The organism is Mycolicibacterium sp. Y3 (genome assembly GCF_051188035.1).
In the GTDB taxonomy this organism is placed as follows: domain Bacteria; phylum Actinomycetota; class Actinomycetes; order Mycobacteriales; family Mycobacteriaceae; genus Mycobacterium; species Mycobacterium fluoranthenivorans.
This window is the reverse complement of sequence record NZ_JAVQLT010000001.1, coordinates 3,540,341-3,555,150: the sequence shown is the minus strand read 5'-3', so window position 1 is coordinate 3,555,150 and position 14,810 is coordinate 3,540,341. Positions and strand designations below refer to the sequence as shown.

The window sequence follows — 14,810 nt, the reverse complement described above, 5'->3', positions numbered from 1 at the left end:
AGCATGAGCTTGGACAACATTTCCCGCACCGGCGTTATCGGCGAGTTGGTCCCGTCGCGCTACGCGGTAGGCGTCGGCGATATCGAGGTGCTGGTGATCAGCGATGGCGTACTGCCGATCACTGCCTCGACGTTGGCCACCAATGTGGAATCAACAGAACTCGCCACCTGGCTGGACGACAATTTCCTGCCGCCCGAGGTGGTCGACTGGCCGCTGAACGTCGTCGTGGTGCGCAGCGGCGACCGGACCATCCTCGTCGACGCCGGGCTGGGACTGGAGTTCCCGGACTTCCCCCGGGCTGGGCAGACAGTCCAACGACTGGAAGCCGCCGGTGTCGATCTCGCCTCCGTGACCGACGTGGTACTCACCCACCTGCACATGGACCATGTCGGCGGGTTGCTCACCCAGGGACTGAAAGAACGGTTGCGTCCGGACCTGCGCGTGCACACCGCTACCGCCGAGGCCGAGTTCTGGGCGGCGCCCGACTTCTCACACACCGTCATGCCTGCGCCCATACCGGACGTGCTTCGCCGGGTCGCCACGCAGTTCCTCGACGAATACCACGGCCGGCTGCGCACCTTCGAGACGGAATACGAAGTGGCACCGGGAGTGCTCATCAGCCGCACCGGCGGCCACACCCCTGGACACAGCGTGGTCCGTCTGGAGTCGCGCGGGGACAAGCTCACGTTCGCCGGCGATGCCGTGTTCGCGCCCGGGTTCGACAACCCGGAGTGGCAGAACGGTTTTGAGCACGATCCGCAAGAGGCGGCCCGCGTTCGAATCCAGCTTCTACGGGAGTTGGCGGCGACCGGCGAGTCGCTGGTCGCCACCCACCTTCCCTTTCCCTCGGTCTGCCACGTCGCCGTCGCCGGCGACGCCTTCCGCTGCGTACCGGCAACCTGGGACTTCTGACCGGCGCATCACCGGATATCGCCGACGGCGCGGACGACCTGGTCGACACTCCCGGTGGCCATCTCGTGAGCGAAGTGCGGATCGCCGTACTCGTGGGGACGACTCAGGAAGACGGTGCCCAACCCGAGCGACGCCGCCGCGTCCAAGTCATAGGGGTGACAGGCGACCATCGCCGTTTCGTGGGGCTGCACGCCGAGGTACCGCACCGCCCGCAGATAGGTTCTGGGGTCGGGTTTGAACGCGCCGACCAGCTCAGCGGTGAAGACCGCATCGATGTCGATCGCCAGGTTCTTGAACAGCGAGACCATGGTGCTCATATCGGTATTCGACAACGTCGCGGTGAGCGCATCCCGGCGCAGACGCGCCATTCCGGCCCGCACGTCGGGCCAGGGCTCAAGCCGCTGCCAGCTCGACGCGACCGATTCCGCAGCGGCCCAGGTCGGCTCGGCCAGTCCGTAGCTGACGCAGACCTCGCCGAACCCGGCGGCGTACTCGCGTTGCACCGGATGCCACTGGTCGACGGACTGCGACAGTGTTCTCACCCGGTGGAAGTAGTTTGTCCGCCAGTCCCGGGTGAACTCACCCGCATCCACCGTGGTGATCTGATTCGCGTCCAGGAAGTCCTTGACGGCACGGCTCACGGGCCCGAAGAAATCCAGAAGGGTGCCCTGTACATCGAAAAGGTAAGCGCGGAAACGCACACCGCGACCCTACCGACCCGGGCCGCAGTCGGAGTGGTTCACAGCAACCACGGCTAGGATCCGGCTTCGACAAGCTCAGCACCGGGAGACGGAGTGTGGCCGATGGAACGTGCGCGCCGAAGTACTGCGCTGCTTGCGCTGACCGGCACGGTGCTCGCCGCCGTGCTGTACGGACCGGCAGGGCTTTCTCGCGCCGATGATCCGCTGCCCGCCGTGTCGCTGGCCTCCACCTCGGGTGCCCCGGTGCAGAACGGCGGCACTTACGGAATCGGCATGGTCGTGGTGGCACATTTCGCCGCGCCCGTGACCGATCGTGGCGCGGCCGAACAACAACTCGCGGTGACCACCGAACCTCCGGTCACCGGCGCCTGGCACTGGGTCAATGACACGACCGCACATTGGCGACCGCCGCAGTACTACGCCCCCGGCACCGTCGTCACGGTCGGCAGGGACGCTCCGGTCACGTTCACCATCGGCGCGTCGCACGTATCGATCGCCGATGACAAGACCAAACAGGTCACCGTGTACGACGGTGGAACGCTGGTGCGCACCATGCCGACGTCGATGGGACGGGGCGGCACCGAAACCGTCGGCAACACGACATTGAGCTTCTGGACGCAACCGGGCGTCTACACCGTGATGGACAAGAGCAATCCGGTGATCATGGATTCGTCCACCTACGGTCTGCCGATCAACTCCCACCTCGGATACAAGGAGTCGATCCCCTATGCGGTGCGCGTCAGCACCGACGGTGTGTACCTGCATGAGCTGGATGCCACAGTGTGGGCGCAGGGCAAGACCGACACCAGCCACGGCTGCCTGAACCTCAACCACGACAATGCGCAGTGGTTCTACAACTTCTCCGTGCCCGGCGATGTCGTCGAGGTGCGCAACACCGGCGGTAAACCGTTGCAGCTCTGGCAGAACGGCGACTGGAGTGTGCCGTGGGAGCAGTGGGCCTGAGCCTCAACGCAGTTCGGCGAGGTTCTGCACCGACCGGCGGACATCGGACTTCAACACCGCGGCGACCAGTGAGCCGACCGGCCCACCGAGAAGCCCACCTGACAGGTCGGCCACCAGATGGAACGCCGATCCAGGCTGCTCGTCGGCCACCGTCATCGCCAGCGCGATCTGTACCCCGCCACGTCCCCGACCGACAAGCCGAATTCTCTGCGGTTCTTCGTAATCGGTGACCCGCCAATGAATGGTGTTTCGGAAACCCTTCACCTTGATCAGCGACGACACCTCGGTACCCGCGTCGATGGAAGCCGGCGGCGGACTGCGCCAGCCGGCAAAGATCGTCAGCCACTCCTCGAATCGCTGTAGGTCTGAGGCCAGTTTCCAGGCCTGATCCGGTGTCAGATCCGAGGACACCGACACGTCGACTTTTGCCATGGCAGGTCGGTACTTTCTGTTCTGTGTGCGGACACGACACGGTGCCCCGCGGCTAGGTCACGGGGCACCGATGATCGGTCGGGTCAGCTGATCCCGACAACCTCTTGTGCGATTGTGGCCAGCCTGGTTTGCGCCGCCGAGACGACGCGCTGACGGTTCTTGTGCGCTTCCTCCCACGCCACGATGACCCGGATGTCGCTGGGATCGGTCAGTTCCTTCACGGCCGAGATTGCCTCGGCCACAGGGAGTTCGTCGTAGTCGGCGATGGGCAGCTCGGAGGGATCCAGCGCCCCGGACGCGCTGCGCAGCGCGTGCAGCGCATCGGCGGCCTGGTCGGCACCGTCACCCCGGGTGATGTCCTCGGCAGCGGCCAGTGCGGCATCACGCGAACCGGACAACACGCGGCCGGCCAGTTCGCCGGCGTGCGCGCCGCGGTCGATCAGCTGATCGACATTCGGGCGGATGTTGCGAATGACCTCCAGCGCGCGGTCCACGCCGCGCGCGGTCCACAGCCCCGGCAGATTGGCCAACTTCACCGCCGCGCCGGTAGCCGCCTGCAGCGGCGTGCGACGAAGGGCGGCCGGGCCACCCAGCGCATCCTCGGCCAGCACGGTCGTCAACCACTCCACCGTCGCGGCGTGCGCGGTGATCAGCCGGTCGGCCAGCGCGATGATCTCGGGCTGTTTGGCCGCCACCGCCAGCGCCTTGATGTAACGCGCACGGTCGAGCAGTTGGTCCTCCAGCGCCAGGTCGCCGAGCAGCGCCTCGTCGAACGGCTCGGCCTGCTCGGTCAGCGCCTTGACCGCAGCCGCGGCGCGGCCGAGGAACGGGCCGATGACATCGGGATAGCCGCCCAGGTCACGGATGGCCTGTTCGATGGCTGCGGCGCGATCGCGGCCGTTGGCGGCGTTCTGGGTCAGCTCACGCTTGACGGCCTCGGTGCGGGCCTGGACAACCCTGGTCTCGGCGATCTGGACCTCGGTGTTGGTCAGGTCCAATACGGTGCGCAGCTGTGCAAGCAGTGCGGTGGTGTCAGCGATAGACATGGAGTTCGCCCCTTTACGTTGGCGGATGTGTCGGCGCAAGTGCACCTTGATCTCCGGGTACCCGGACGTATCGGGCCGCTACGCGCCCAACCGGAAATTGACCCCATGACATGGGTCACACAACGCGGACACCTCCGCCGATCGGGAACGGCCGGTACCCGAGGATCTGGTCGGCAAACCCCACCGGATCAGTGGTGCAGCACGTCACCGCGGCCGACCTCGACCTGAAAGTGCTTGTCACCCCAGGCGTCGGCCACCACGAACTGCACGCGCTTGGGCCGCCCGAAGACTGAGGTCGACACGACCGTACCCGTGGAACCGGCCGGCACGGCCGGAACATCCATGCCCTCGATCCGCCTGCGGGCAGTCACCACATCACCTTTTCGGCACGCCATTTTTGCAGTCCCCCCGGTTTCCCCTGACCGACACGGAAGCGGAGCATCCCCATGCTTCACCCGACTCCCGACTGCATCATGACCGATCGCTCACCGGGAGCGCAACCAATATTGTTGCGGCGCTTCGCTTCGCGCGGGCCATGTCCGAACCGAGGTCAGGACGAAAACCGGCCCACCAGAAGTTCTTTGAGCTCGGGACGACTTGCCGCGACCACAGTGAAGGTGGCGTTCCTGGCCAGCAGCTGCGCGGGTGAGGAGATCGTCAGCGCCGGTCCGCCGGTGGCGGCCACCAGAGCTCCGGCCGCCCGTACCGCCAACTCGGCCCCTTCGGCCCTCGCCGCCAGCAGCTCAGCCGAGTCCGACATACCGGCATCCAGACGCGCGCGGACGGCGTCGGCTTTGGCCTGCAACGCCATTGCGGCATCACCATGGCCCAGCGCGTCGATCAGCCGGATGCACCGCCCGGCGATGCCCAGCGGTAACGTGCCGTTCAGGCGTGAGCCGAAGTTCTGATTCGCCATGAAATCTGGGCGACTGACCCGGCTCACGACGCGATCATCCGGAATCAGCAGGCCGTCGATGTCCAGCGACACCGTCCGCGTCGCGTCGGCGACGAACAGCGGCACGGCGCTCACGTTGGTGATTCCGGCTTGCGGTTTCGCTGGAATCACCCCCGCGACGATATCGCCGGTGGTGATATCGCCCGCGGATATCTGAAGCAGATCGATGATGCCCCAGCCACTCACGAACGGCGCATGACCCGAGAGCCGCCATCCGCCGTCGACGCGCTCGGCGCGCACCCGCGGAGGAACGGGGACCGCACCGGCGTAGGCCACGCCACCCCGGATCCGCCCGGCCACGACCTCCGGCAGCACCTCGTCGCGCAGCGCGGTGTTCGGGGAGGCGGCCAGCGCCGCAACCATGCCGTGATGCTGCACCCAGGTGAACGTGGTGGCCAGGCATGCCCCGGCCAGCGTCTCGAGGATCTCCACCAGCTGTGGCAGCCCCAGGCCCGGTCCGCCCAGCTGGGCGGGCGCCGCGATGCCGTACAACCCGGACTCGGCAAGCCGCTGCCAGTGGCCCGTCGGCACGGTTCCCGTCCGGTCCACCTCCACCGACGCGGGAAACAACACGCCATCGGCGATATCGTGGGCCGCCGCGACCAGACGTGCCGTGTCGGTATCGGTCACGACGCCGACGGTAACCCAGCGGTGCCCGCGATGGTGGTCCACGCTCCGCGGCCGGGGCTCGCAGCAGAGCCCGTGTCGCGCGGTTGTAGCGTGGCGGTCGTGAACTCTTCCCGTGTCTCTGCCTCTGTCGCACTCCTGGCCGGTGCCGCTTCCCTGGTCATGACGCTTTCCGCATGCGGCTCGGACTCGGATAAGTCGTCGAAACCATCGGCGAGCTCGCCGTCGATCGCTCAGGTCGGGTCCTCGATTCCCGAGGCACCCCCGGCGACCCCCGGCTGCCCCACCGCGGCGCCTGCCAGCGTCGGGACACCCGAGTGGACGTTGGCAGGCACGACCGGCAACGTCGAGGTCATCGGCTCCACCGATACGACGGCGCCGTATGTGAAGGTCGGCGGACCGTTCAGCGTCACCGAGACCCAGGTACACACCCTCAAAGCCGGCGACGGACCCGTCGTGTCCCCGACGGCGACCGTCCTGGTCTGCTACATGGGCGTCAACGGCCGCGACGGCTCGGTGTTCGACAGCAGCTACGAGCGCGGCACCCCGGCCGATTTTCCGCTGAACGGCGTCGTGCCCGGCTTCCAGAAGGCCATCGCGGGCCAGAAGGTCGGATCCACCGTCGCGGTCGCGATGAACTCGGCCGACGGCTACCCCAACGGCCAGCCGGCCGCCGGAATCCAGGCCGGTGACAGCCTCGTGTTCGCGATCAAGATCCTGGACGCGACCGCCTGATCACAGGTCGATGACCACGTCGTTCCGGGGCGTGGACACACACAACAGCACGTTTCCCGCCGCCGGTGGATCCAGCGGCTCGAGGGTGTAGTCGACGTCACCGGCGAGCAGGGCTGTTTCACAGTTGTGGCAGACGCCGGTGCGGCATGACCAACGGGTCGGCACCTCACATGCCTCCGCGAACTCGAGCATGCTGCCGTACCCGGGACCCCACGGCGCCGACAGCGCACTGCGTGCGAATTGCACCACGGGTCCCGTACCGATGGGGCCGCGCGGCGGATGCGGTGCAATGGCGGCGGTTGGCATCACGCCCGGCGTGAGTGCGGTATGGGCGCCGAAAATCTCGGTGTTGATCTTGGTGGCGTCGATACCGCACTCGACAAGCGCCTCGCCGACATCCCGCATGAACGCCTCCGGACCACACACAAACACGGATGGGTCAACCGGAAGATCGAGCCGGCGCAGCGCATCCACCGATATCCGGCCCGTCTCGTCATAGTCGACGCCGATTCGGTCGGACTCCGACGGCGCACTGAAGTAGACCCGAGATACGCTGTGCGGCAGCATCTTCAACAGGTCACGCACTTCCGCGGCGAACGCCTGCCGGGCACCGTCGCGCGTCCCGTGCAGCCACCACACCGAACGATCCCGGTGGGCGGCGGCGAGGGCGTGCAACATCGACAGCATCGGGGTCACTCCCACCCCGGCCGAGATCAGGATCACCGGGCCGGTATCGGTCCCGAGAACGAAAGTCCCACGCGGCGCGGCGATATCGAGTGCTGCGCCGACGGCGACATGCTCGTGTATCCACCGGCTGACCGCACCCTGCGATTCGCGTTTGACGCCGATGCGATATCTGCCCGAGGTGGGATCGTTCGACAGCGAATAATTCCGAATGAGACTGCCCGCGCCACCGTCGTCGGGTACCCGCACCGCAATCGACTGCCCCGCCTGCCATTCGGGCAGCGGCTGCGCGTCGGCCAGCGTGAACGAGGTCACCTCCAAGCCCTCGCGTTCGACCTCGACCACCCGCAGCGTGCGCCACCCGGACCACGCCGGCGGGCCCGCGGATGTCCCCGTCAACCCGCGATTCCCGGCTGGGGCAACGCTTTCCCCGGCATCGTCGAGCAGGGCCAGCAGCGAGGTCTTCCATCCCGGGCTCAACGCGTCGATACGCAGTGCGCGTTGCAGACCTGCGCGGGGATGGCCCGGCAGATAGAGCAACGCGTCGATCTCGGCGACGGTCACACCTTCCGGGCCGTCGGCGACCTTCACGATGTCATCGCCGGCCTGGACGTGCCCTTCACGCAATACCCGGCAATAGAATCCGGGCCGACGGTGCGAGACCAGGAGGGCGGCCATACGCGGCTCGTCAAGGCGCAGACCCAGGCGGTAGCACGTGACTCTGGGCTGCGTCACCTCGAGAAGGGTCTCGCCGATCTGGTACCGGTCACCGATACACACCTCGTCATCGGGCAGTCCGTCGACGGTGAAGTTCTCCCCGAAGTCACCAGGGCGCAGGTCGCGACCGAGTTCGCGCATCCAATGCCGGTACGAGTCGAGTTGATAAACCAGCACCGCGCGATTCTCTCCGCCGTGGCCACCCAGATCGCCCTGGCCGTCGCCGTCGATATTGAGCCGGCGAACCATCCGCGGGCCCTCGACCGGCGTTTTCCAGGCGCCCGTATAGACGATGCGGTCCTTCCAGGACACCTCTGCCGGCAAGCCGACATTCACCGATGCGAGTGTCGCCATGGCCGTTGAGCCTAGTTCCACCAGACACTTTGCGGCAGGTGTCGGCCACCGAACCCCGGGCAGCGTATCCAGCCGGGCTGCGGCCGCTGGCGGAACCCCACCCAGCGCTGTAGCATATTGCTACATATCGTTGCACTCTGCTACAGGAGCCTATCGTGACTGACGTCGCCGACAAGCCGACCCGCATTGCCGCCGACCTTTTCGACAGCGCGGCAGCTGAAGGCCGCCGGCAGAGCCGCTCAGCCAAGCAGCAGCTCGACCACTGGGCCCGCGTGGGGCGGGCGGTGTCCGCACAGCAGACCGCCCCCCGCCGCCGGGTCGAGGCCGCCCTGTCCGGAACCCTGCCCCTGGCCGACCTCTCCGAAGAAGAAGGCGTGGTGTTCAACGCCGAGATCAGCGCCGCCATCGAAGAGAAATTGGCGCGCGCCGACTACGGTGCCGCCCTGGCGGCGCGCGGCATCACCACGGTGGCCATCGACGAGGAGGGCCGGCTGGTCGAGTACCACCCCGACGGCACCTCCGTGGCGCTGGGCCCGGCGTCCTGACCTGAGCGGCGGTGAAACGTCTCGACCTCGTCGTCGGCCCCAACGGAGCGGGTAAATCCACCTTCGTCGAACTGACCCTCGCTCCCCTGCTGCCCGGCAGTGCCTTCGTCAACGCCGATGAGATCGCCAAGCGGCGCCGGCCCGACGATCCTGCGGCGCATTCCTACGAGGCGGCGCGGATCGCCGCATCCACCCGCTCCGCGTTGATCGCGCGGGGCGACTCGTTCATCGCCGAAACCGTCTTCTCCCACCCGTCGAAACTCGATCTGATCGCCGAAGCCGCGACTGCCGGATACGTTGTCGCGCTTCATATCCTGATCATCCCCGAGGAGTTGGCGGTTCATCGGGTGCGGCTGCGCGTGTCGGCCGGCGGGCACAGCGTTCCCGAGGACAAGATCCGCGAACGCCACCGGCGGCTGTGGACCCTGGTCGCGCGGGCCGCCCGAATCGCCGACACCACCACCGTGTACGACAATTCGGCCGTCCGGGGACCACGTGTCGTGGCACAGATCAGTTCCGGCTTGCTAATCGGACAACCCGGTTGGCCGGACTGGGCCGCCGACGAGTTGACACGCCAGTGGCCGCAGTGATCGCGGGGCGGCTATGCCACCCGCCTCACGCATACGGCGGATTCGCCGATGGCCACCTCGCCGTCACCGATCATCGTCCGCAGCAACGCGAGCTGTTCCCGCTGTCCACGCAGGGCGGCGCGCTCCATCCCGCCGGGAGCCGCCATGGCGATGACGCTGCGAATCACATTGACCGGCAACCGCATCAGCGGGTACCACGGCGGCACGTGGGCGGGCAGCCCCAGCATTCTCATCCCGCGCGGGCCGAGGAACGCACTGGTCACCGACAGGTGCTGGAGTCGTGCCAGCCGCCGCCGTAGCCCACGCAGGCTGTCGTAGTGCCACCCCAGCGGGTCGTCCGCCATGGGCACGGCCAGCTGGCGGGTCGACTCGTCGGGGGTCGACAACGCCGTGAGCGTGTGGAACAGGATCCGGATGGCGTCACGGAAACTGTTCGGCAACCATTCATCCTCGACACCGATGAGCCACCCCACGTAGCGCGTCAGGTGGGCGATGGCCTCCAGATCCTCTGGTGCGTTGAGGATTCCCATCCCGAGTCCACCCACCGGTGGCGCGATGAGCGCACCGACCAGCGTCGCGGCCATATCGGTCTGGTTGACCGGCACACCCCAGGCCTCGGCCTGCCAATCCGGCATCTGTCCGACATGTCTGCGTACGAAGGAGTGGATGAGCCGCACGCGGATCGTGGACCGGTACCCGATTCCCCGCGGTTGTAGCCCGTCCTCGGAGATGACGTCCATGGCCCACTGCATGGTCTCGGCGAAGCGCTTGTTGGAACCCTTCTCCAGCGCCCCGGTACGTAACAGCGTCTTGTTGAAACCGGAGAACTGATACCCGCCCAGCAGGGATACATCCCGCGCGACATACATGCCGTCCGCACCGCCCCGGCACAACGCCCGCTGGCCGCGCCGCAGCACCGCGGGATCCACCCAGGCGGGTACCGCCTCAACCGTGCGGAAGAAATCGCGCAGCGGTTGCGGCGCCTCGGGAACGCTCGCGATGCCCTCGGCGAGAGCCCGGTCGAACAAAGGTCGGGTCTGCGCCAGGCCGGTGTCGAACATCCAGTCCAGCAGCCGATCCATGGGCTCGTCACCGACGGTGAGACGCTCCCCCAGCCTGCGCCACTGGTCCGCGGATGGGGTGCGGATCCCGAGTGCGAGCGCCAGCAGCTTGATCATCCCGGGTACTGGACGGGGTGACTCGGGATGGCGAGTCGGAATATGCGCGGACATCGGTGCTCCCCTTTGAGCCTTTTGGACTACGTCTGTGATCAAAAATAGGTCCGGGGGTAAGGTGCTGTCAATGAAACGCGCGGAAGTGGTGCGCGACTACGGCGGCATCTCGGCAGTGGACCGTCGCGCCGAACGTCGCCGCAAGCTGATATCCGCCGGCCGGCGGATCTGGGGCGAATCCGGCCTCAACGAGGTCACCGTGCGCGGCGTCTGCGCGTCAGCGGGCTTGATCACCCGCTATTTCTACGAACAGTTCGACAGCCGCGAGGCCCTCCTCTTCGCGATCGTCGACGAGGTGCGCGTGCAGCTGCTCGAAGCCATGCTCGTGGCGGGCATCGGCGAGAGCGGGGACCTGCGGGACAAACTCCGCGCGGCGCTGACGGCGTTCCTGAACATCGTCGCCGCGGACCCGCACCTGCACCGGATCGTCTCCGGCGACGTGACGGGTGTGCCCGGTCTACTCGAACACCGGATGCAGCTGCTCGACATGATCGTCGCCTCGATCATCGAACAGGCGCCCTCGGTACTAGGCGCGCGGCTGCCCGAACCGGCGATCCTGCGCCGCGGCGCCGTGTTCATGGTCGGCGGCGTCAACCAGATCATCGCGGAGTGGTTACGCGAACCCTCCGGACCCGGAACCGAGACGGTCGATGAGTTGGCGTCTGCCTGTGCCGACCTCTGCGTCGCCGTCGTGCGCGACACCGTCGAGAAGTAGCGAGACGGCAGTTGTACTGTGCTCGCTTATGCGTAGGCACCGCAATCCCGACGGCGACTTCGGACCGTTGAAGCGGGCCATCTTCGAGCTCAAGAGATTCGTCAGCTGCCGGACCGCGCCCAAGGGCACCGCCGTGACCCCTGCGGCGCAGCCGTACCTGATCGTGCCGATCCTCGGCCAGTCCAACGCACATGGTATGGGGCTGCCGCCGGACGCAGCGGAGACGCCCCACCCGCTGGTACACCAGTGGGCCAACAGCGGCCCTTCGAAGGGCATGACGATCCTCGGCGTCGACCCGTTGATGCACGAAACCCCTTCACGGCGTGTGGGTTTCGGTGTCACATTCGGGAAGGCGCTGGCCGAGGCTACCGACCGGGCAGTCCTGCTGGTGCCGTGCGCACGCGGCGACACGTCCTTTCACCCGAAGAACGGCTACACGTGGGATATCGCCGACACCAGCACCCGGCGCAACCTGTACCGAAAAGCGGTGACGTCGATCGACGCGGCGCTGAGCCGGTATCCGGGAAGCACGGTGGCCGTGGTGCTGTGGCACCAGGGTGAGTCCGACGTCCCACTCACCCCGGCCCCGGTCTACCAACGCAAGCTCGATGCCCTGTTCGCCGATCTGCGCACCCGATACGGCAGCGAGACTCCCATCATCCTGGGTGGCATGGTGCCCGAGGAGATGGAACTCAGCGGCAAGGACTACACGGCGATCAACGCCGTTCACGAGGACACCCCCCGCCGAATTCCGCTGACCGCCTTCGTTCCCGGCAGACGCACCATGTGCAATGACCGTGTCGATCGGCACTACAGCGCCGCCGGCTCTCGAGCCCTCGGCAACGACATGTGGGTGGCCTACCGCCGCGTCGCCGCCGGGGCGATCGACGGGTACCGGCGCTGAGACGTCAAGCGTCAGCCGCTATGGCCGCGCATTTTTCTGAGAAGCGACCCGTTCTCTAAAAAGATGTTGTGGCTTCGGTGATAGGACTCTGGCGGGCGTGAGCAAACGACGTCGCCCTGTGTCAGCATGAGTCCGTGACCTCCTGGCGCAACGTTGCTGCGGTCGGTGTCGCCGCCGCAGCAACAGCGATTTTGCAGAATGCGGCAATCCCGGCCGCCCACGCGGTGGGCTGCCCGGACGCCGAGGTGATCTTCGCCCGAGGGACCACCGAGGACCCCGGTCCCGGTCCCACCGGTGCCGACTTCATCGCCGCGCTCCGTGACCGGCTTCCGGGTAAGTCCGTGGGGACCTACGCGGTGGACTATCCGGCCACCCTCGATTTCGCCACCGCCGTGAACGGTATCTCCGACGCGCGGGCGCGCATCCTGTCGACCGCAGCCACCTGCCCGGACACCAAGATGGTGTTGGGCGGGTTCTCCCAGGGCGCCGCGGTGATGGGATTCGTCACCTCCAGCACCATTCCCGATGGCGTGGACCCCGCCACCGTGCCCGCACCGATGCCACCCGAGATCGCCAATCACGTTGCCGCAGTTACCCTTTTCGGAAAGCCTTCGGCCCGTTTCATGCGCGCCATCAACGATCCCACCGTCAACGTCGGCCCCAACTACCTGACCAAGACCGTCGATCTGTGCGTCGACAACGATCTGGTGTGCGATCCGGCCGGGCGCAGTTTCTCCGCTCACAACACCTACTTCGACGCCGGGATGGTCGACCAGGCGGCGGCTTTCGCCGCCAATGCCCTGCAGGCGAGTTGGGCCGCCACGGCCCCCACGGCGCCGTCCACCGGGCCGGCCCCCGCGGCGCCGATTCCCGTGACCGCACACCTGGGTGGCACACCGCCCCCAGTCACCCTCACCCCTGCCGCCCCGCTCGGGCCGCCTCCCGGTCCCGTGATGGCGGCGGCGCCGGCGCCGGGTATCGCCCCGGGGCCGGGCGCACCCACCGCACCGGTCCTCTAGTCCGAGTCGCACTGCGACACCGGCGGGTCATGATGGACCCATGGAGTCGACGCGCGTAGATCGCTGGCTGTGGGCCGTGCGATTGACCAAGACCCGACCGGACGCCGCGGAAGCCTGCCGCGCGGGACACGTGCGGGTCAACGACCGGACGGCGAAACCCGCCACCACGGTGGTCCCCGGTGACATGGTCCGCGCCCGCGTAGGCGACACCACCCGGATCGTCGAAGTGGTACGCGTGATCCAGAAGCGGGTCGGCGCCGCCGATGCCGTCACCTGCTACCTCGACCGGACACCTGCCGCGCCACCAGCCATCGCCGCACCGGTGGCCATCCGCGACCGCGGTGCCGGCCGTCCGACCAAACGGGATCGGCGCGTCCTGGACAAATGGCGGGCCGGCCGGCTGTGACACCGTGGATTCAGGCCGCCCTGGTCCGGGTGCCGGCCTGCGCACCGGCGGAACCGGCGAGCGGCAGCACGGCGGCCTTCCTCCGAACCTCCCAGCGGTGCAGGGCCATTCGGCAGGGTTCCTCGATGAGGGCGTAGCTCACCGCCGCCATCGCCAGGCCGAAGAACAAGGTCAGCACGAGAACCCCGACGAACCCCCCGTCCGACGGATGCCGGTCCAGCATCGGAAACACCAGGCTCAACGCCGCCAGATGCCAGATGAACAAGCCGTAGGACCATTCACCCAAGGTGACCATCACCGGGCTGGCCAGCACCCGGTGCGACGCCGACGGCCGGTCCAGTACCAGCGGTGCCAGCAGTGCCCAGGCGATGATGGCACCCATCGTCGTTCTGAAGACGAACTGCTCGACACTGGCATGTACCCCCACCGCCGGAATCGCCAGCGGCGACGCCGACAGCACATAGGCGACGAGTGCGAGGCCCGCCATCGGCACCGGGCGCCGGGCCAGCCGGTGCACGCGGCCCTCGGGACGGCAGGTCAACTCGGCGAGCAGCATGCCGACGGCGAACCACGAGGCGTACGCAGGCGCCCAATTGAGCGGGTTCGCCTCATAGGGAGCCGGGATGGGCAGGTAACCCCAGCCGAGGCTGGCCACCGCGACCGCCACGATGGCGGGCACCCGCATCCTGACCGGAAGTTTCGCCGCAGCCAACGCCAGCAGCGGCAGCGCCAGATAGAACGTCACCTCGACCGACAGGCTCCACATCTGGGTCAGTCCGGCGACGAGCGTCTGCGGGACGTAGACCTGGGTGAGGGTCAGGTTGGCCAGCCACACCGAAAAGTCGGCGAAATGGACGTCGGGCAGCAACGCCAGGATGAGGACCACCGCGACCAGATAGGCGGGCATGATCCGCACCAGCCGCGAGCGCAGGTACGGTCCGGTGGCAGGCGCCGGCCGCAACCCGTGGGCCGCGGCGGCATGGCCGCGCCAGAGCAGGAACCCCGACAACGCGAAGAACACCGCCACCGCGAGATCCAGCCGGATCAGCAGGCGCCCGTGCAGCCCGTGGAACTCTCCGGTCTGCACCGCGACATGGGTGACCACGACCGCAAGGGCAGCGGCCGCGCGCAGGCCCTGCAGCGCCGGCAGGAACGTACGCGTCCCGCCGGCGGGTTCCGGTAGCGAATCCCCCACAACTCCTCAGTGTGCCCGACGGGCACTACCCGTGGTGCGCAGCGATCTGAATCCGATCCCCGCGGGCGTCGTCGACAG

General features: G+C 67.5%; 16 protein-coding genes and 1 pseudogene. 9 read left to right on the top strand and 8 right to left on the bottom strand.

Going from position 1 to position 14,810, the window contains the following annotated elements:
* The first annotated feature begins 3 nt into the window (after window positions 1-3).
* The gene (locus tag QN239_RS17315; protein WP_090357425.1) at window positions 4-912 is read left to right on the top strand and encodes an MBL fold metallo-hydrolase; all 909 of its coding nucleotides are present in this window, start codon (window positions 4-6) and stop codon (window positions 910-912) included.
* An 8-nt stretch (window positions 913-920) separates the two neighbouring features.
* Here QN239_RS17315 and QN239_RS17310 read toward each other — a convergent pair whose 3' ends face one another.
* A complete protein-coding gene (locus tag QN239_RS17310; RefSeq protein ID WP_499012220.1) occupies window positions 921-1,613 on the bottom strand; it encodes a haloacid dehalogenase type II in 693 nt (230 codons plus the stop codon).
* 213 nt (window positions 1,614-1,826) lie between these two features.
* Here QN239_RS17310 and QN239_RS17305 point away from each other — a divergent pair.
* A pseudogene (locus QN239_RS17305) lies at window positions 1,827-2,576 on the top strand (L,D-transpeptidase); the annotation flags it as partial.
* 3 nt (window positions 2,577-2,579) lie between these two features.
* Here QN239_RS17305 and QN239_RS17300 read toward each other — a convergent pair.
* From QN239_RS17300 to QN239_RS17285, 4 genes are all read right to left on the bottom strand, one after another.
* A complete protein-coding gene (locus QN239_RS17300) occupies window positions 2,580-3,008 on the bottom strand; it encodes a type II toxin-antitoxin system Rv0910 family toxin (protein WP_499012218.1) in 429 nt (142 codons plus the stop codon).
* A gap of 83 nt (window positions 3,009-3,091) precedes the next feature.
* Complete coding sequence (locus QN239_RS17295; protein WP_499012217.1) at window positions 3,092-4,054, bottom strand: ferritin-like domain-containing protein; 963 nt, start codon at window positions 4,052-4,054, stop codon at window positions 3,092-3,094.
* Between the two features lie 188 nt (window positions 4,055-4,242).
* A complete protein-coding gene (locus QN239_RS17290) occupies window positions 4,243-4,425 on the bottom strand; it encodes a hypothetical protein (RefSeq protein WP_139169945.1) in 183 nt (60 codons plus the stop codon).
* A 179-nt stretch (window positions 4,426-4,604) separates the two neighbouring features.
* Window positions 4,605-5,639, bottom strand: coding sequence for an acyl-CoA dehydrogenase family protein (locus QN239_RS17285; protein ID WP_499012215.1), 1,035 nt, complete (start codon window positions 5,637-5,639; stop codon window positions 4,605-4,607).
* Between the two features lie 99 nt (window positions 5,640-5,738).
* On the opposite strand from QN239_RS17285, the gene QN239_RS17280 reads away from it, so the two are divergent.
* Entirely contained in the window at window positions 5,739-6,371 is a 633-nt protein-coding gene (locus tag QN239_RS17280) for an FKBP-type peptidyl-prolyl cis-trans isomerase (protein ID WP_499012213.1), read from the top strand.
* Here QN239_RS17280 and QN239_RS17275 read toward each other — a convergent pair whose 3' ends face one another.
* Window positions 6,372-8,126, bottom strand: coding sequence for an MOSC domain-containing protein (locus tag QN239_RS17275; RefSeq protein WP_499012211.1), 1,755 nt, complete (start codon window positions 8,124-8,126; stop codon window positions 6,372-6,374).
* Between the two features lie 155 nt (window positions 8,127-8,281).
* On the opposite strand from QN239_RS17275, the gene QN239_RS17270 reads away from it, so the two are divergent.
* A complete protein-coding gene (locus QN239_RS17270) occupies window positions 8,282-8,671 on the top strand; it encodes a TA system antitoxin ParD family protein (RefSeq protein WP_499012208.1) in 390 nt (129 codons plus the stop codon).
* 11 nt (window positions 8,672-8,682) lie between these two features.
* Window positions 8,683-9,261 carry an ATPase gene (locus QN239_RS17265; RefSeq protein WP_499012205.1) on the top strand — a complete coding sequence of 193 codons (579 nt, stop codon included), beginning with the start codon at window positions 8,683-8,685 and terminating at the stop codon, window positions 9,259-9,261.
* A gap of 11 nt (window positions 9,262-9,272) precedes the next feature.
* Here the strand turns inward: QN239_RS17265 and QN239_RS17260 are convergent, their stop codons facing one another.
* Complete coding sequence (locus tag QN239_RS17260; RefSeq protein WP_499012204.1) at window positions 9,273-10,493, bottom strand: oxygenase MpaB family protein; 1,221 nt, start codon at window positions 10,491-10,493, stop codon at window positions 9,273-9,275.
* Window positions 10,494-10,563: 70 nt separating this feature from the next.
* On the opposite strand from QN239_RS17260, the gene QN239_RS17255 reads away from it, so the two are divergent.
* From QN239_RS17255 to QN239_RS17240, 4 genes are all read left to right on the top strand, one after another.
* Window positions 10,564-11,208 (top strand): TetR/AcrR family transcriptional regulator, encoded by a 645-nt coding sequence (locus QN239_RS17255; RefSeq protein ID WP_499012202.1) that lies wholly within the window; start codon window positions 10,564-10,566, stop codon window positions 11,206-11,208.
* A gap of 28 nt (window positions 11,209-11,236) precedes the next feature.
* Window positions 11,237-12,112, top strand: coding sequence for a sialate O-acetylesterase (locus QN239_RS17250; RefSeq protein WP_499012201.1), 876 nt, complete (start codon window positions 11,237-11,239; stop codon window positions 12,110-12,112).
* A gap of 134 nt (window positions 12,113-12,246) precedes the next feature.
* Window positions 12,247-13,131 (top strand): cutinase family protein, encoded by an 885-nt coding sequence (locus QN239_RS17245; RefSeq protein WP_499012198.1) that lies wholly within the window; start codon window positions 12,247-12,249, stop codon window positions 13,129-13,131.
* A gap of 40 nt (window positions 13,132-13,171) precedes the next feature.
* Window positions 13,172-13,537, top strand: coding sequence for an Hsp15 family ribosome-associated heat shock protein (locus QN239_RS17240; RefSeq protein WP_499012197.1), 366 nt, complete (start codon window positions 13,172-13,174; stop codon window positions 13,535-13,537).
* Window positions 13,538-13,547: 10 nt separating this feature from the next.
* Here the strand turns inward: QN239_RS17240 and QN239_RS17235 are convergent, their stop codons facing one another.
* A complete protein-coding gene (locus tag QN239_RS17235) occupies window positions 13,548-14,732 on the bottom strand; it encodes an acyltransferase family protein (protein WP_499012195.1) in 1,185 nt (394 codons plus the stop codon).
* Window positions 14,733-14,810 lie beyond the last annotated feature (78 nt).